Here is a 16,193-nt window from a genome sequence, read left to right as displayed (position 1 = left end):
CCATTCCATTACCGACAGGTGGACAGGCCCCCCGACGGGCCATGTGTCACCAAGGACGTCGTGGCCGGGATCGCGAGCGTTACTGTGATCGATTCGTCCGTATCTCAGCCCGGATCGCGCACGCGCCTACCCGATTGGAGAGGGCCCGGTTCCGGACGCGATGTGTTCCACGTCTCAGGTCTCGATGCGGGGGCAGTCTCCGCCGCCGTACTTTCTAGGTGACACGCACGCCGACATGCTCGCCCATCAGCACTCCCTCGCGGTCATCGCCAACATCGAACTGTCCGGCCCCGCGGCCTGGACCAAGACACCCAACTGGTACGTGGTCTCCGGTCAGGACCGCATCTTCCCACCCAGCGCGCAACGAGCCATGGCCCAGCGCATCGGCGCGCGAACCAGCGAGCTGAACGCATCGCACGCGGCCCTCGTCTCCCAGCCGGACGCGGTCGCGGCGGTCATCGAACAGGCAGCGGGCGAGTAGAGGTCGCCATCGACCCCAGCGCGCGGCCGCTGCCCATCAGCTCTCTGCGCGCGGCGGCGCCCGCGCTCGCAAAGTGGCCAGGAGGGTGTTCTCGAAATGGTGGCTCGGGTCTTCAGGCCTGAGAAAGCCTGGAGCCGCCCGAGGGCGATGCTGCCCGGGGCGGCTCCACGCGCTACTGCCGCGGCGCGCGCAATGCCTCCTCCACGAACTTCGTGGTGTAGGTCTCGGACAGGTCGATGCGATCGTGCACGGGGCGCACGTTCTTCGAGTACTTGCCGAGAATATCCAGTACGTTCTGCGCGCCTTCGGCTTTCATCAGTCCGTCGCCGTTGAACATGCCGATCGAGTCGCGGATCGACTGGACGTAGAGGTCCTTGCCCGCGCGAGCGTACTGCGGGGGCATCTTGTCCGCGATCTCCTCCGGAGTATGCGTCTCGATCCACTGCAACGTCTGCACGAACGCGGTGACGAGCTTCTGCACGATCTCCGGGTGGGCGTCGACGGTCGCGCAGCTCATGTACAGCGACGTCGCCGGATACAACCCACCCAGGGCGGCCCTCGTCCCCGCCTCGGTGCGCATGTCGACCAGGATCCGGGCCTCGCCGGAGTTCACCATCTGCGCCACCGTAGGGTCGGTGGTCATGCCCGCGTCGATGCCATCGTGGTTCATGCCCGCGATGAACGTCTGTCCCGCACCGACTTTCACCCGCGTGTAGTCCGCGGTGGACATGCCCTCGCTGCCGGTGAGCGCCTGGGTGAGGAAGTCGGTCGAGGAGCCGAGCGAGGTGACGCCCAGATTCTTGCCGCGCAAGTCGGCAACCGAGGTGATGGTAGCCGCGTCGGCCTTCGACACCAGTTCGACCTCGCCCGGCACGTCCGACATCTGCACCACCGAGCGGATGCACTGGTCCTTGGCCTGCAGGTCGATGGTGTGGTCGTAGAACCCGACAACGCCTTGCACGTCGCCGCTGAGCAGCGCGGTTTCCGCGGTGGCGCCGGACTGCTCGCTGAGCAGCTTCACGTCGATGTCGTTGCTCTCGAAGAAGCCCAACTGCTGGGTCAGCATGGCGGGCAGGTAGATCACCTTTTCCAGCCCGCCCACCATGATGGTGATCTGCGGGCGGCCGTCGGCCATCGGAATGACGCGGGAGTCCCGGCATCCGGTGGTCAGCAGCAGTGCCGCGATCGCGACGACGACGAGCGCCCAATGCTTGCGATGCTTCACGATCAGATCCCGTGGTTCGAGTTCGCCTGGGACGGCCGCCATTTCAGCAACCGGTTCTCTGCCATGCCGATCCCCCACTCCGCGATCAGTGCGATCACGGTGATGATGATCATGCCCGCGTAGATGCCCGCCGAGTCGAAGGTGCCCTGCGCGTTGCTGATCAGCAGGCCCAAACCTTTGCTCGCACCGGCATATTCGCCTACCACCGCGCCGATGAGGGCGAAGCCGAAGGCGGTGTGCAGGCTGGACAGAATCCAAGTGGTCGCGCTCGGCAACACGATCGACACCAGCACCTGCCTGCGGCTCGCGCCGAGGATGCGGGCATTGTCGATCACGTTGCCGTCCACCTCGCGCGCCCCGGTGAAGGCGTTGAAGAACACCGCGAAGAACACCAGCACCACGACCGTCGCGACCTTCGAACTCAGCCCGAGACCGAACCAGATGATGAACAACGAGGCGAGCACGATACGTGGAACCGCGTTGAGCGCCTTGATGAACGGCGCGAGCACCTCGGACCAGTACTGGCTGCGGCCCAACAGCACGCCGAGCACCACACCGGCCGCCGTGCCGATCACGAAGCCGAGCACCGCCTCCTGCACCGTGGTGTAGATCTGCAGCCAGATCGAGCCGAACTGGGTACCCTCGGTGAACCATTCGACCAGCCGAGCCCAGATCAGCGATGGCTTGGAGTAGAAGAACGGGTCGATCCACACCGTCGCGGTGAGCTCCCACGCGCCGAGCCACAGCGCGACCAGCGCGGCGCGCAACCCCCAGGTGCGCAGGCGGGCGCGGCGGGCGTTGGTCCGCACTCGGGCCAGAATCTGCTCTTGGGTCTCGTTCTCCACCACCGTCTGTTTCACGGCGTCCTCGACCAGCACGTCATGCGACACGGGAGGCTCCCTTCGCCCGCGCCGCCTCGACCTCGTCGCGCAGCGTTTCCCAGATTTCCTTGTAGATGTCGCGGAACTCGACGGTGAGCCGCACGTCCTCGACACTGCGCGGGCGCTCCAGCCCGACGGTGAAGTCGCCGCAGACGGTGGCCGGGCTCGCGGTCATGACGACCACCCGGTCGGCGAGCACGATCGCCTCCTCCAAATCGTGGGTGACGAAGATGACCGCCGCGTTCGTGCCCGCCCAGACCCGCAGCAGCTCGTCCTGCATGAGCTGGCGGGTCTGCACGTCCAGTGCGCTGAACGGCTCGTCCATCAGCAGGATCTCCGGCTCGTTGACCAGCGTCTGCGCCAGCGCGACGCGCTTGCGCATACCGCCGGACAACTGGTGCGGGTAGTAGCGCTCGAACCCGGTCAAGCCGACCTTGCGCACCCACGCCGCCGCCTTCGCACGCGCCTCGGCTTTCGACGCCCCCCGCAGGCGCGGACCGAGCGCGACGTTGTCCAGCACGCTCTTCCACGGCAGCACCGCGTCCTGCTGGAACATGTAGCCGATCCCGTCCGGGATACCCTGAACGTCCTTGCCGCGCACCAGCGTCCGCCCGGCCGACGCCGGCTCCAGCCCGGATACCAGTGAGAGCGTGGTGGACTTGCCACATCCGGTCGGGCCAACGACGGCGACGAATTCGCCGGGCCGCACCTCGAGATTCAAATTCCGCACGGCGGTGTGGATGCCGCCGCCCGTGCCGGGGAAGCGCTTCGTCGCGCTCCGCAGCTCGATGAGTGATTGCGTCATTGCTTCCTACTTTTGCGAGATGGAGATAACGCGACCGTACGTGTCCTGCGTCACATGTCAGAGCTTGTGCGCACAACCGCCACAAACGCGGGATTCGCAGGTTTTGCGCATTCTGCTCACGTGCTGTGGTCGGTCTGATGAGCGCCGTAGGGCGAGCCTTGTCCGCCACCGGCGCCGAGGTCGAGCGAAGTAAAGGCCGCCGCATATGCTGCGACTATGGCCACTGAGGGCGCGCGGGCCGTGCGGTTGCGGACCCAGGTTTTGCTGTCGCAGATCGTGGTCGTCGCCTTGACGCTCGGTGTCGCGTTCGCGGTGTTCGGCTACCTCAGCGATCAGCGGCTGCGCGATACCTACGGCCAGCGCGCGCTGGCCATCGCGCGCACCGTCGCCGCCGACCCGGTGGTGCGCGCGGAGGTGGCCCGGTACGCGCCCGGGACGGTTGCCGACGACCCCGCGGTGCGCAAGGAACTCGCCTCGGGTCCCCTGGAACGGCTCGCGGTCGACGCGACGCAGCGCAATGGCGCGCTGTTCGTGGTGATCACCGACGACGCGGGCATCCGGCTAGCGCATCCCGATCCGACCCGGCTCGCCGAACGCGTCAGCACCGACCCGTCCGAAGCTCTCGCGGGCCGCGAATCGATCACCGAAGAACGCGGCACCCTGGGCGACTCGGTCCGCGCGAAAGTCCCCGTGCTCGAATCCGATTCCGGCCGCGTCGTCGGCGCGGTGAGCGTCGGCATCTCCACCGACGCGGTGCACGAACAACTGCTGAACGATCTGCGCACCGCGGGCGTGCTGGTCGGCGCGGCGCTGCTGGTCGGCATCGTCGGCTCGGTCCTGCTCGCCCGGCGGTGGCGCGGGCTGACGCTCGGGCTGGAGCCGGACGAGCTGGCCGAACTGGTCCGCGGCCAGGCCGCGGTGCTGCACGGCATCGGCGGTGGTGTGCTAGCCGTCGACGCCTCGTGGCGCACGACCTTCGTCAACGACGAGGCGCGCAGGCTGCTGAGCATCGATCCCGAGATCGGGCGACCGGTGGACGAGATCGGGCTGACCCCGCGCGTGCTGGAGGCGTTCCGCAACCTGGACGAACAGCCCGCGCCTGCGACGGTCGGCTCGCACATCGTCATCGCCTCGGCGCGGCGGGTCACCCGGGACGGGCGCGATCTCGGCGCGGTGCTCACCGTGCGCGATCGCACCGACGTCGAGTCATTGACCAGGCAGCTGGACGCGGTGCAGTCGATGAGCACGGTGCTGCGCGCCCAGCGGCACGAATTCTCCAACAAAATGCACCTGATCAGCGGCCTTCTGCACATCGGACGAGTCGAGGAGGCGTCCCGATCGATCGATGAGCTGATCGGCGCCGGCCCGCTCGGCCCGGCGACGCCGGGCATCGACGCCATCCACGACCCGTACCTCCAGGCGTTCCTGGCCGCCAAGGCGGCGCACGCCAGGGAGAGCGGCGTCGAACTCGTGCTCGGACCCAACACCTGGGTCGAGGGCAGCCTCGCCGATCCGGTGGACGTGACGACCGTGCTCGGCAACCTGCTGGACAACGCGATGGAGGCCGTCCGCGATCGTGACCGCCTGGTCCGGCAGGTGGAAGTCGAACTACTGCAAGAGGATTCGACATTGCACATCACGGTCGCCGACAGCGGTGACGGAGTGGCGCCGGATCTGGTCGATGCGCTGTTCACCGAGGGCGCCTCGACCCGCGAGGACCACAACGTACCCGGCGGGCGCGGGGTGGGTCTGGCCCTGATCCGCCAGATCGCACGCGCCCACGGCGGCGACGTGCGCCTGTCCAGTCCCGGCGGCGGACAGCCGCCGCTCACCGGCGCCGAATTCATCGCGCGCATCCCCGGAGTGCTTGTGGAAAGCGAGGTGCCATGACCGTGACAGCTCTGACCGTCCTGGTCGTCGACGACGATTTCCGGGTCGCCAACCTGCACGCCGGGATCGTGGAGTCCATCGCGGGCTTCACCGTGGCGGGCACCGCCAACACCCTCGCAGCCGCGCGGGAACTCGTCGCGGCGAAACCGATCGATCTCGCCCTGGTGGACGTCTACCTGCCGGATGGATCCGGGATCGACTTCGTCCGCGAGATCGGTTGCGACGCTATGATTCTCACCGCGTCCACGGAGAGCGACGCCGTGCGGGCGGCGATCGCGGCGGGCGCGCTGGCCTACCTGATCAAGCCGTTTCCGCACACCGAACTGGCCGCGCGGCTGGCCGCGTACGCCCGCTACCGGCGCATTCTCGCCACACCGCAGATCGACAACGCCCGGGTGTCCGCCGCGCTGCACGCATTACGTCCCGCCGCTGCCACGACCGCGCCGGCCTCTGCTGCCTCGTCCCCCACGAAAGACCTTGTCCTGCAATCCATTCACGAGGCAGGCGGGCCGCTGTCCGCGGGTGAGGTGGCCACTGCCATCGGCGTCTCCCGCGCCACCGCCCAACGCTACCTCGCCGCCTTCGTCGCGAGCGGCGCCGTGCGCATGCGCCTGCGCTATGGCAGCACCGGACGGCCCGAGCAGGAGTACTCGGCGCCACCGCCCCAGCGCTGAGCGAACGGCCCGCCGCGGTCGTTCACGCGGTGCGGTCTGGGAATGCCCCCGCAACCATGCGTCGTAGAAAGGCGCCGAGACCGTAAGTGGCCGCTCAGCCGCCTTCGCCCGAGATACGGTGGCGAAGGGTGGCCGCCCGGAGCGTCAGGTGATTGCGCTCGGCGAGGTTGTGCGCCTGCGTGGCGGCCTCCGCATAGAGCTGCGCCGCCGCGGCGACGTCGCCGGCCCGCTCGTGGAGGTAGGCGGCCGAAGCCGTGTATCGCGGGAGCTTCGGGTCGAGTTCGGCGAGTTCGGCGAGCCCCGCCCGCGGTCCGTCCGCCTCGCCGACCGCGACGGCGCGATTGAGCCGCACGACCGGGCTGTCCGTGAGACGGACCAGCTCGTCGTACCACTCGACGATCTGCACCCAGTCGGTTTCGTCGGCTGTCTGCGCGTCGGCGTGCAGGGCCGCGATCGCGGCCTGTGCCTGGTACTCCCCGAGCCGGTCGCGGGCCAGCGCGGCTTGGAGCACGGCCACGCCCTCGGCGATCAGATCCCGCCGCCAGAGGGCGCGGTCCTGATCGGCCAGCGGCACGAGGCTCCCGTCGGCGCGGGTGCGGGCCGGGCGTCGCGCGTGGTGGAGCAGGAACAGTGCGAGAAGTCCCGCGACCTCCGGGTCGTCGGTGGTCGCGGCCAGCTGCCTGGCCAACCGGATCGCCTCCGCGGCGAGGTCGACGTCGCCGCTGTACCCCTCGTTGAACACCAAATACAGCACCCGAAGCACGGTGCGCAGGTCTCCGGGACGATCCAGCCGGACGTCGCTCACGGTGCGTTTGGCCCGGCTGATCCGCTGCGCCATCGTCGCTTCGGGTACCAGGTACGCCTGGGCGATCTGGCGGGTGGTGAGGCCGCCGACGGCCCGCAGCGTCAGTGCGACGGCCGACGCGGGGGTGAGGTCCGGATGTGCGCACAGAAAGTAGAGCTCGAGCGTTTCATCGACGGAGGCCGCAGGCCCGGGCGGCGGCTCGTCGGAGACCCGCACCTCACGGCGGCGTCGCGCGACGTCGGAGCGGGCGAGATCGACGAAGCAACGCCACGCCGTGGTGATCAGCCAGCCCTTGGGATCGCCGGGGCGCTGCTTCGGCCACGTCTCGACGGCACGGACCAGTGCTTCCTGGACCGCGTCCTCGGCGGTCGCGAAGTCCGCCCCGCGGTGGACGAGGGCCGCCAGGACACCGGGAATCAGGTCCCGGAGCTGTGCCTCGTCCACCGCGTCGGCGGCCATCATTCGGTGACGGTCGGCGGAGCGGTCAGGAACGGGCGAACCTCGAGCCACTCGTGAATCGGCTTGCCGCCGGCACCGGGCGCCGCGGACAACTCGCCCGCCAGCTCGACGGCGCGCTCGTACGAGTCCACGTCGATGATCATCCAGCCCGCGATCAGGTCTTTGGTCTCCGCGAACGGGCCGTCGGTCACCGGAGGCTTGCCCTCGCCGTCGTAGCGGACCCAGGCGCCCTCCGGTGCAAGGGCTTGGCCGTCGACATACTCGCCGCTCTCTTCCAAGCGGGCCGCGAAGTCGTTCATGTACCGCAGGTGCGCTTCGATCTCGGCGGGCGTCCACTGATCCATCGGCACGTCGTTGACGGCTGCCGGCGCGCCTCGATAGTGCTTGAGCAGCAGGTACTTGGCCATGACATTCTCCCTTCGGCTTGCGACCCTAGTTGGTCGCTCACCACTGGGACGGAGTCGTCACCTCGTTCTCGACATCCGCCGCCGAAATTCTTTCGTGCTTTCGGTATGGCCCGTTCATTCCGGCGACGGCCGTGCACGTGTCTCACCGTGCGGCCACCGGAGTCGATCCCGAATTCGTGGCATTTCTGGCCCACGGTTCCCGGGCCGAGGTGTCTACGTCTGCCGGAGCGGCTCGTACTCCTCGGCGCTGAGTCCGAAAGTCCACGCGACGCCGGCGCGCGCGGTCTCGGTATCCGGCGGCACCCGCAGCCAGTAGGTGCGACTGGTGCCGTCGGGTTCGGGGGTCGAGTTGATCACCTCGACCATCACGATGTCTTCGTCGCCGTCGAGTTCGATGCGCCAGAGAACGCCGGTCTCGTCGCGGTGGATCGGTCGCGCACCGGATTCGTCGAGGTAGCGGTCGTAGCCGTAGTACTCGAGCATCACTCGGCGCAGTTCGGCGTTCTCCTCGTCGCGGATGCGCTCGGCCGTCAATGCGCGCAGATCGTCGAGGAATTCGGCGGGGATCGGCATGCCGCGCCAGGCGAACAGGGCGAATCCGTCGGCGTAGGCGAGGGCTGGGCCGTCTCCGTTGTCGAGCCGTCCCGCTTCGTCGCGGTGCAGTGCGGTGGGTCGTTCGCTGATCACCGCGATCTTCTCGTAGGGCCACCACCAGCCCGCCTCGTGGGCGACGATTGCCGCCGCCGCCAACGGCTCACCGGGTTCGGTACCGAACGCCGACAGCCACGCGGCATCGTGTTGACCGAGAACGGCATCGAGCAGCAGCAGGCGAACCGCGTTCTGCTCCTTGCGGTTACCGCCCACCTCGTCGATCACACCGGTCCGGATTCGGTCGACCACGGTGGCGGTCAGCTCCCAGAGGTCCGCGCCCGTCTCGCGCCAGTGCGCACTGAAACCCGTGTGGCCGAGTTCGGCGTTGACGCGCGCGCGTTCGGCCGCCAGCGGGACGTTGCGCAGCGCCTCGCGGACCGATTCGCCGGTGTCCTGCGCAGCTCGCAGTATCCGCACCGCCTCCAAGGGAGAGCGTGCCCACGCGATGATTTCGGGCGTAGCGAGTCCGGCTTGCCGGTAGGCCGCCCGCACCGCGTCCTCGGCCACCGCCCGGTCCCCCGGCCCGGTGGCCGCCGCCACCGATCGCCATTCATCACGCTTCGTCACACGCTGACTCACTTCTGTTGTCATCGAACGCCTTTCGACTGTGTCAGTCCGCGACGATGCGGACCGAGCCGGGCACGTACTCGCGCTGGCGGACCACCCGGAACCACCCCTTCGGCAACGTGATCGCCGCGTGCTCCTCGTGGACGACGCGTCCACCCTCCGGCAGATGCAGCAGCATCGGTCCGGTCGCACCGGATGCGCGGATCAGCCTGCCCGGCCCCTGCACGGCGTGCGCGTGCCCGGTGACCTCGCCGAGTGCGAGCACCAACCGCCCGCGTGGATCGCGCGCCACCGAAGGGGCGTGCAGAAGTCCCTGCGGTACAGCGCTTTCCGCAAGAGGCGCGATCAGGACATCGCCTTGCCGATACATGAAGTTCCTCCCGTCACGGCGCGAGTTCGGCGCCGTTCACCCGAGACCGTAGCGACGGGCACCGACAAACTGCCCGGCTCGCCCCGATGTCGGTGCGGCTTGGTAGAAACCTCTTGACAATCACGGCACTGCCAGAAGGGGCGGGGACATCACATGACCATCGGCGACCACTTGCAGGACTTCGGCGGCCTGCCCGCTTTCGCCTTCCCCGATTCCCCTGAGACGGACGCGAAGAAGAAAAAGAAGCCGAAAAGCGTTGTGTTGCCGGAGCCGGACGCGGTCGCGTGGCGTCTGAGCGTGGAAACCTATGACGCACAGGAGACATGGGCGGAGGGCTTCGCTCGCTTCCTCGGTGCGGTCGATACGGCGAAGGTCACCGCGTTGATCGTCGGTACCTGGGACGACGTGTACGACAACGGGCCCGGCGAGGTGATCGAGGCCCTGTGCGCGGCAAAGGATCGGCTGCCCGCGCTGCGCGCCCTGTTCCTCGGCGACATCGTCATGGAGGAGTGCGAGATCTCCTGGATCAACCAGGGCCTGGTCACCCCGGTGCTCGAAACCTTCTCCGGCTTGGAGGTTTTCGGCGTTCGCGGCGGTCAGAACCTGCAGTTCCCCGCCGTGCGCCACGAACGCCTGCACACGCTCGTCGTGGAGAGCGGCGGCCTGCCCGCCGACGTTGTGCGCGGCATCGGGGCCAGCGACCTGCCCGCACTCGCGCACCTGGACCTGTGGCTCGGCACGTCGGAGTACGGCGGAGACAGCGAGGTGGCCGACCTCGCGCCCATCCTGTCGGGCGACCGGCTGCCCGCGCTGAAGCATCTCGCCCTGCGCAACAGCGAGACCCAGGACGACATCTGCGCCGCCCTCGCCGCGGCGCCCGTGGTGGCCCGGCTGGAGAGCCTGGACATCTCGATGGGCGTCCTCACCGACGAGGGCGTGGCGGCGCTGCTGTCCGGTCAGCCGTTGAGCCATCTGAGCGTGCTCGACATGCACTACAACTATCTGTCCGACGAGATGCGAACTCGGCTGCGCGAGACGCTGGAGCCCGCCGGAGTCCGCCTCGAACTCGACTCCGACGACGCCGAGGAGGACAGCGACGAGGAAGACGGAACCGTCTGGCGGTTCGTCTCCGTCGGTGAATGAGCCGTGTCCGCCTCGACACCGCCGCGCTGGGTGATCGTCGGTAACGGCGAGAACCGGCGCGTCGGCATGTTCACCGACGCCGCCCGCGCCGCAGGGTCGGCGGAAATCCGAGTGGTCGAATGGCGTGACGTACTGAGCGAGGGCGGCGCCGATTTCAGCGACGACGAGATCGTGCGGCTGGATTCGCCCGGTGAGAACCCCGAGGTCGATCGGCTGTTGCGGGGGAGTTCCGAGCCGACCCGGGTGGAGGGTTCGGCCCGCTGGTACGCGCGGTTCCTCGACGCGGCGCGCTCGTTGCGCGGCGGGTTCCGGCTCGACGACACCGATGACCTGGCCGTGCTGTTCGACAAGCGGCTGTGCCATGCGCGGCTGTCGCGCGCGGGGGTGCCGGTGCCGTCCTCGCCCACCTCCGGCGGACGCGCCTCGGTGCGCGGCTGGGCGGATGTGCGGAGCCTCATGCGCGAGGCCGAGATGCCGCGCGTGTTCGTCAAACTCGCGCACGGCTCATCGGCCTCCGGCGTGCTTGCCATCGAATCCACCCGCGACGGACGGCTGCGCGCGACCACCTCGGTGGAGATCACGCCGGAGGGTCATTTGCACAACTCGCTGCGCGTGCGTCGCTACACCGCCGAACGGGAGATCGCGCACATCGTCGACCGGCTCGCACCGGACGGACTGCACATGGAGCGATGGATTCCCAAGGTCTCGCAAGGCGGCCGATCCGCCGACCTGCGGGTCGTGGTGATCGGCGGGCACGCGACGCACGCCGTCGTCAGGACGAGCCGCACACCGCTGACCAACCTGCACCTGGGCGGTGCGCGCGGCGATCTGGCGGACTTCCGCGCCGCCGCGGGCGAGCACTGGGCCGCGGCGCTGTCGATCTGCGAGCAGGCCGCCGCTTGTTTTCCGGCGACGCTGTGTGTCGGCGTCGATCTGCTGCCCGTCGTCGGATGGCGACGGTTCATGGTCGCCGAGGTCAACGCCTTCGGGGATCTGCTGCCCCGGCTCTCCGGCCTGCCGGAGGGTCCGGCCGCCGGACTGGATACCTACACGGCTCAGGTCGTCGCCGCGAGAACTCGCTATCACGGTGCCCGGCAATCCGATTCGCGGACGGGAGTCCCGCTGTGAAGATCTGGCAGGCCCCGGAGCCGGACATGAACACCGTGATCGGCCGAGACGATCTCCTGTTGCTCACCCTCGACACCCTGCGCTACGACGTCGCGTCCGAACTCGCGGCGGCGGGCAGGCTACCGAATCTGAGCGCACACCTCCCCGGCGGCGGCTGGCAGAAACGCCACGCCCCAGGCAATTTCACCTACGCCGCACATCACGCCATCTTCGCCGGATTCCTGCCGACACCGGCGACACCGGGGCCGCACCCACGGCTGTTCGCCGCGCGTTTCGCGGGCAGCGAGACCACCGCCGAGCGCACTTTCGTCTTCGACGAGCCCGATCTGGTCACGGCGCTGGCCGCGCGCGGTTATCACACGGCCTGCATCGGTGGCGTCGGCTTCTTCAACAAGCAGGGCGCGCTGGGCAGTGTCCTGCCGGGGATGTTCGCCGAGAGCCATTGGGAACCCGAGTTCTCCGTCGCCTCGCCCACCTCCTTCGAGGCGCAGGTGGCCTGCGCCGCGCGGGTGATAGTGGCATTACCCGCCGAGCGGCGACTGTTCCTGTTCGTCAACGCTTCCGCCCTGCATCAGCCCAACTGGTTCCATCTGCCCGGCGCGACCCGCGAGTCGGGCGACAACCGCGCCACCCACGCGGCAGCGCTGGAATACATCGACCGGCACATAGGCCGGCTGTTCGACGTGATGCGTTCGCGGCGACGCTGTTTCGCCATCGTGTGTTCCGATCACGGCACCGCCTACGGCGACGACGGCTTCACCGGCCACCGGCTCGGACACGAATCGGTATGGACCGTCCCCTACGGACATTTCTTCCTGGAGCCACCCGCATGACCCGCACTAGCACCCTGCCCCGGCCGTATCAGAACTACGTCTACGCCTATCCGCACAAGACCGCCTACCGCGCACTCGCTCCGCGGCCCGCGCTCACCGACCTGTGGGCCGGGCAATCGCGGCGCGCGCTCTCGCTGTATCTGCACATCCCGTTCTGCGAGGTGCGCTGCGGCTTCTGCAATCTGTTCACCCGCGTCGGCGCGCCCGACGGTCTCACCGGCCGCTACCTCGACGCGCTCGCCCGCCAAGCCGAGGCCGTTCGTGCGGCCCTGGGTGATGCCGAAACCCCGCGTTTCGCCACCGCCGCGATCGGTGGCGGCACGCCCACCTTCCTCGAAGCGGACGAGCTGACCCGTTTGTGTGACATCGCCGAAAACATCATGGGCTCCGACCTGCGCACGATCCCGCTCTCGGTGGAGGCCTCGCCCGGCACCGCGACCGCCGACCGTCTCGCGGTCCTGGCCGAGCGCGGGACGACTCGGCTGAGCCTCGGTGTGCAGAGTTTCGTCGAAGAGGAGGCGCGCGCCGCCGTTCGGCCGCAGCGACGCGCCGATGTCGAGGCCGCGCTCGGTCGAATCCGGGACACCGCCATCCCGGTGCTCAATATCGACCTCATCTACGGCATCGACGGTCAGACCGCCGCGACCTGGCGAGAGTCGCTCGATGCCGCACTGGCGTGGCGACCCGAGGAGATCTACCTCTACCCGCTCTACGTCCGCCCGCTGACCGGGCTCGGTCGGCAGGCCGATCCGGCTGTGGCGGAACGAGTTTGGGACGAACAGCGGCTGCGGCTCTACGCCGAGGGTCGCGACCACCTCCTTACTGAGGGCTACGAGCAGGTCTCCATGCGCATGTTCCGCCGCGTCGACGCGCCGCCCCAAGGACCGGACGATTACGCCTGCCAGACCGACGGCATGATCGGCCTCGGCTGCGGAGCGCGCTCATACACCTCGACGACGCACTACTCCTTCGATTACGCCGTCGCCCCGCGCGAAGTGCGCGCGATCATCGACACCTACGTGGCCACAACGGATTTCACCCACGCCGGGTACGGAATGGTGATCGACGGCGATGAGCCCGAGCGACGCTATCTGCTGCAATCGCTGCTCCAAGCCGAGGGTTTCGCGGTGGACGACTACCGGATGCGTTTCGGCCACGAACCACACGACAGCTTTGCCGCCGAACTGGACACTCTCGCCGAACGGGGCTGGCTGGCCGACCCGCGATCGGGCCACTTGCGGCTGACCGCCGAGGGTCTGGCCAACTCCGACGCCATCGGCCCCGAGTTCTTCTCCCCCGCGGTACGCGCCGCCATGGCCGCCTACGAACACCGGTGATCCGCAGTGGATCTCACCATTCTCTATCGCGGACCGCTGGCTTCCTGCGACTACGACTGCCCGTACTGCCCCTTCGCCAAACGCCGCGACTCGACCGCCCAGCTCCGCGCCGACCGCGCCGCCCTCGAACGATTCACCAGGTGGGCGTGCGCGCAGACCGGCGACCGCCTCTCGATACTGTTCACCCCGTGGGGCGAAGGGCTCGTGCGGTCCTGGTATCGCCGCGCCATGATCGAGCTGTCGCACCAACCGCACATCGACCGCGTCGCCATCCAGACCAACCTGAGTTGCCGTACCGAATGGCTCGCCGACGCCGACCTCGGTACCGTCGCCCTCTGGTGCACCTACCACCCCGGCCAGACCCCGTACGACCGCTTTCTCGACAAGACCGCTCGACTAGCGTGCGCGGGTGTCCGTTTCAGCGTCGGAATCGTCGGCCTCCCAGAACATCTCGAGCACGCCCGCCGCCTGCGCGCCGACCTACCCGAGCACGTCTATCTCTGGGTCAACGCCGCCGAAGGCCACACTTACACCGACACTGCGGCGGCCGGCTGGACCGCTCTCGACCCTCTCTTCCCCTTCAGCCGCCATCCCCATCCCTCGGCCGGTCTCCCGTGCCGCACGGGCTCCTCGGTCATCTCGGTGAACGGCGACGGCGACGTCCGCCGCTGCCATTTCGTTCCGGCCATCCTGGGCAACCTCTACGACGGCTCCTACCGATCCGCCCTCGCCCCCCGCCCCTGTCCCCGCGCCGAATGCGACTGCCACATCGGTTACGTCCACCTGGAAACCTTGCCGCTCTACGACGTGTTCGCGGGAGGAGTGCTGGAACGAATCCCCACCCGCGCGCGGGCCGAAACCTCGCTGGGCCTTCCGGCGATCCCGGCCCGCACCTCGATTCCCCTCGCCTCGAGGGCCGCAACGTCCACCTGACCGGGAATGCGGCGAGATCGCGCGGGGGCGCTCAGCCGCCTTCGTCCGAGGGGCGGTGGCGAAGTCCGCCTCGCGCAGGGTCTTACGGTCGATGGCATCGGACTTGACCTTGCCCCTAGGTCAAGGTTCGACGATGCTACGCATGAACAACAACGCACTGCACACCGTCGAAGCCCAGATCCGCGAGCAGGCCAAGGTCTACTGCGAGTCCAACAACGTCCCCGGTTTCCTCGTCGGCGTCTACCACGCGGGCGAGCAGGTCGTAGTCGCCCACGGCACCGCGAACGTCGCCACCGGCGCACCGATGCTCGAAGACACCGGATTCCTGTTCGGCTCCGTCACCAAGGTTCTGACCACCACATTGGTCCTTCAGCAGGTCGAGCGCGGACTCCTCGACCTCGACATGCCGGTGGTGAAGTACCTACCCGAATTCGCCTTGGCCGCTCCGGGCACGACGGACGAGATCCTGGTCCGGCACCTGATTTCGCACACCAACGGCATCGACGCCGACCTGTTCTTTCCCGATGCCAAGGGCCGCGACGCACTGAAGATCTACGTCGACGGCCTCGCGAGCAGCGGCGGCACCCTGTTCGAACCCGGCGAGCAGCTCAGCTACTCCAACGGCGGCATGATCGTCGCGGGCCGCCTACTGGAAGTCGTCACCGGCCTGCCCTTCCCCGAACTGCTCGCGCGCGATATCTACGGACCCGTCGGCATGAAGGACTCCAGCACCTCCGCCGAGCAGGCCATACTGCGCAGCACCGCGGTCGGCCACTTCAACGACCCCGCGACCATGGCAGCCGAGCCCACCGGCATGTTCACACTGCCCGAAACCTGGGGACCGGCAGGCGGCACGCCGATCGGCACCATCGCCGACCTGCTCGCCTTCGGACGCACCCACCTGGCGGGCGGTGTGTCGCCCACCGGCGCACGCGTCCTCTCGACCGAGTCGACCGCGCTGATGCGGCAAGTCGCCTACGACATGGCCAGCCCGAACGTCCCACCGATCGGTCTCGGCTGGGTGCTGTATCCGTTCGGCGAGACGACCGTTCTCGCCATGTCGGGCGCATCGCCCGGCGGCGTGTCCCTCCTGTGCGTCGTGCCCGAACACGACTTGGTCTTCACCGCCTTCGGCAATACCCCGGGGGCGATCATGCTGCAGGACCAACTGCTGCAGTGGCTCGTGAGCGAGCATCTCGGCGTCCAGATCCCCACTCTCATCACCGAAGTGGCACAGGATGTCGACCTGACCCCGTACGTGGGCACCTATCGCTCCAATCAGCTCCGCGTCGACGTCGACATCGTCGACGGTCAGCTCGAGGAGCGGGTGACCTACGAACCGGCCGACGCATCGCAGGAGCGCATCTTCACCGAGTTCGCCGGCGGCATGACCGCCGCCCCGCCGCAGCGCTACGTGCCGATCCGGCCCGGCCTCTTCGCGCCCGCCGGATACCCGCTGGAGGCGTTCGACGGATACCTGCGACTGCTGCTCGTCTCCTACCACGACGTCCGCGACGGTCGAGCGCGCTTCCGCAACGCCGGCGGCCGCCTGACCCGACGGGCCTGACCGTTCCGAACGACCCGACGGCCGAGTGCGAGGATGT

The 16,193-nt window shown here is 68.5% G+C and carries 16 protein-coding genes; 9 read left to right on the top strand and 7 right to left on the bottom strand.

The features are described 5' to 3' along the window. Positions 1–160 precede the first annotated feature (160 nt). Positions 161–481 (top strand): alpha/beta hydrolase, encoded by a 321-nt coding sequence (locus AB0H50_RS08145; RefSeq protein ID WP_357448487.1) that lies wholly within the window; start codon positions 161–163, stop codon positions 479–481. 172 nt (positions 482–653) lie between these two features. Here AB0H50_RS08145 and AB0H50_RS08140 read toward each other — a convergent pair whose 3' ends face one another. The 3 genes from AB0H50_RS08140 to AB0H50_RS08130 are packed head-to-tail and all read right to left on the bottom strand — an operon-like array spanning position 654 to position 3,392. Continuing rightward, entirely contained in the window at positions 654–1,706 is a 1,053-nt protein-coding gene (locus tag AB0H50_RS08140) for an ABC transporter substrate-binding protein (protein WP_357448485.1), read from the bottom strand. A 2-nt stretch (positions 1,707–1,708) separates the two neighbouring features. Then, the gene (locus AB0H50_RS08135) at positions 1,709–2,596 is read right to left on the bottom strand and encodes an ABC transporter permease (protein WP_357448483.1); all 888 of its coding nucleotides are present in this window, start codon (positions 2,594–2,596) and stop codon (positions 1,709–1,711) included. Further along, a complete protein-coding gene (locus AB0H50_RS08130; protein ID WP_357448481.1) occupies positions 2,586–3,392 on the bottom strand; it encodes an ABC transporter ATP-binding protein in 807 nt (268 codons plus the stop codon). Before AB0H50_RS08130 ends, AB0H50_RS08135 begins: the two co-directional genes overlap by 11 nt. 216 nt (positions 3,393–3,608) lie before the next feature. Between AB0H50_RS08130 and AB0H50_RS08125 the strand changes: the two genes are divergently transcribed. Together AB0H50_RS08125 and AB0H50_RS08120 are read left to right on the top strand one after the other, a co-directional pair. Further along, positions 3,609–5,282, top strand: a complete 1,674-nt coding sequence (locus tag AB0H50_RS08125; RefSeq protein ID WP_357448479.1) for a sensor histidine kinase — start codon at positions 3,609–3,611, stop codon at positions 5,280–5,282. Beyond that, a complete protein-coding gene (locus AB0H50_RS08120) occupies positions 5,279–5,956 on the top strand; it encodes a response regulator (RefSeq protein ID WP_357448477.1) in 678 nt (225 codons plus the stop codon). The genes AB0H50_RS08125 and AB0H50_RS08120 overlap by 4 nt, the downstream gene beginning before the upstream one ends. A 94-nt stretch (positions 5,957–6,050) precedes the next feature. Here the strand turns inward: AB0H50_RS08120 and AB0H50_RS08115 are convergent, their stop codons facing one another. The 4 genes from AB0H50_RS08115 to AB0H50_RS08100 all read right to left on the bottom strand — a co-directional run bounded on the left by AB0H50_RS08115 (position 6,051) and on the right by AB0H50_RS08100 (position 9,215). After that, positions 6,051–7,220 (bottom strand): DUF6596 domain-containing protein, encoded by a 1,170-nt coding sequence (locus AB0H50_RS08115; protein WP_357449368.1) that lies wholly within the window; start codon positions 7,218–7,220, stop codon positions 6,051–6,053. After that, positions 7,220–7,627 carry a YciI family protein gene (locus AB0H50_RS08110; RefSeq protein ID WP_357448475.1) on the bottom strand — a complete coding sequence of 136 codons (408 nt, stop codon included), beginning with the start codon at positions 7,625–7,627 and terminating at the stop codon, positions 7,220–7,222. The genes AB0H50_RS08115 and AB0H50_RS08110 overlap by 1 nt, the downstream gene beginning before the upstream one ends. 213 nt (positions 7,628–7,840) lie before the next feature. After that, on the bottom strand, positions 7,841–8,845 hold the full coding sequence (locus AB0H50_RS08105; protein WP_357448473.1) for a DUF6745 domain-containing protein: 1,005 nt from the start codon (positions 8,843–8,845) through the stop codon (positions 7,841–7,843). 43 nt (positions 8,846–8,888) lie between these two features. Continuing rightward, entirely contained in the window at positions 8,889–9,215 is a 327-nt protein-coding gene (locus AB0H50_RS08100; RefSeq protein ID WP_357448471.1) for a hypothetical protein, read from the bottom strand. 153 nt (positions 9,216–9,368) lie between these two features. Between AB0H50_RS08100 and AB0H50_RS08095 the strand changes: the two genes are divergently transcribed. The 6 genes from AB0H50_RS08095 to AB0H50_RS08070 all read left to right on the top strand — a co-directional run bounded on the left by AB0H50_RS08095 (position 9,369) and on the right by AB0H50_RS08070 (position 16,156). After that, on the top strand, positions 9,369–10,358 hold the full coding sequence (locus tag AB0H50_RS08095; protein ID WP_357448469.1) for an STM4015 family protein: 990 nt from the start codon (positions 9,369–9,371) through the stop codon (positions 10,356–10,358). 3 nt (positions 10,359–10,361) lie between these two features. Beyond that, on the top strand, positions 10,362–11,486 hold the full coding sequence (locus AB0H50_RS08090; RefSeq protein WP_357448467.1) for an STM4014 family protein: 1,125 nt from the start codon (positions 10,362–10,364) through the stop codon (positions 11,484–11,486). Beyond that, a complete protein-coding gene (locus AB0H50_RS08085) occupies positions 11,483–12,319 on the top strand; it encodes an STM4013/SEN3800 family hydrolase (RefSeq protein WP_357448465.1) in 837 nt (278 codons plus the stop codon). The genes AB0H50_RS08090 and AB0H50_RS08085 overlap by 4 nt, the downstream gene beginning before the upstream one ends. Continuing rightward, positions 12,316–13,656, top strand: a complete 1,341-nt coding sequence (locus AB0H50_RS08080; protein ID WP_357448464.1) for an STM4012 family radical SAM protein — start codon at positions 12,316–12,318, stop codon at positions 13,654–13,656. Before AB0H50_RS08085 ends, AB0H50_RS08080 begins: the two co-directional genes overlap by 4 nt. Before the next feature lie 6 nt (positions 13,657–13,662). Continuing rightward, complete coding sequence (locus AB0H50_RS08075; RefSeq protein ID WP_357448462.1) at positions 13,663–14,589, top strand: STM4011 family radical SAM protein; 927 nt, start codon at positions 13,663–13,665, stop codon at positions 14,587–14,589. 142 nt (positions 14,590–14,731) lie between these two features. Next, positions 14,732–16,156, top strand: a complete 1,425-nt coding sequence (locus tag AB0H50_RS08070) for a serine hydrolase domain-containing protein (protein ID WP_357448460.1) — start codon at positions 14,732–14,734, stop codon at positions 16,154–16,156. Positions 16,157–16,193: the final 37 nt, after the last annotated feature.

Origin of the sequence: Nocardia sp. NPDC050793 (assembly GCF_040654065.1) — a bacterium.
Classification (GTDB): domain Bacteria; phylum Actinomycetota; class Actinomycetes; order Mycobacteriales; family Mycobacteriaceae; genus Nocardia.
Note: the sequence above shows the minus strand (reverse complement) of the source record. Positions and strands in the feature narration are given on the sequence as shown.

Excerpts from the sequence above, each read along its gene's own strand:
- AB0H50_RS08130 (WP_357448481.1), bottom strand. The coding sequence starts at position 3,392 with ATGACGCAATCACTCATCGAGCTGCGGAGCGCGACGAAGCGCTTCCCC.
- AB0H50_RS08100 (WP_357448471.1), bottom strand. The coding sequence starts at position 9,215 with ATGTATCGGCAAGGCGATGTCCTGATCGCGCCTCTTGCGGAAAGCGCT.
- AB0H50_RS08070 (WP_357448460.1), top strand. The coding sequence starts at position 14,732 with ATGAACAACAACGCACTGCACACCGTCGAAGCCCAGATCCGCGAGCAG.
- AB0H50_RS08080 (WP_357448464.1), top strand. The coding sequence starts at position 12,316 with ATGACCCGCACTAGCACCCTGCCCCGGCCGTATCAGAACTACGTCTAC.
- AB0H50_RS08120 (WP_357448477.1), top strand. The coding sequence starts at position 5,279 with ATGACCGTGACAGCTCTGACCGTCCTGGTCGTCGACGACGATTTCCGG.
- AB0H50_RS08115 (WP_357449368.1), bottom strand. The coding sequence starts at position 7,220 with ATGGCCGCCGACGCGGTGGACGAGGCACAGCTCCGGGACCTGATTCCC.
- AB0H50_RS08125 (WP_357448479.1), top strand. The coding sequence starts at position 3,609 with ATGGCCACTGAGGGCGCGCGGGCCGTGCGGTTGCGGACCCAGGTTTTG.
- AB0H50_RS08110 (WP_357448475.1), bottom strand. The coding sequence starts at position 7,627 with ATGGCCAAGTACCTGCTGCTCAAGCACTATCGAGGCGCGCCGGCAGCC.
- AB0H50_RS08095 (WP_357448469.1), top strand. The coding sequence starts at position 9,369 with ATGACCATCGGCGACCACTTGCAGGACTTCGGCGGCCTGCCCGCTTTC.
- AB0H50_RS08145 (WP_357448487.1), top strand. The coding sequence starts at position 161 with ATGTGTTCCACGTCTCAGGTCTCGATGCGGGGGCAGTCTCCGCCGCCG.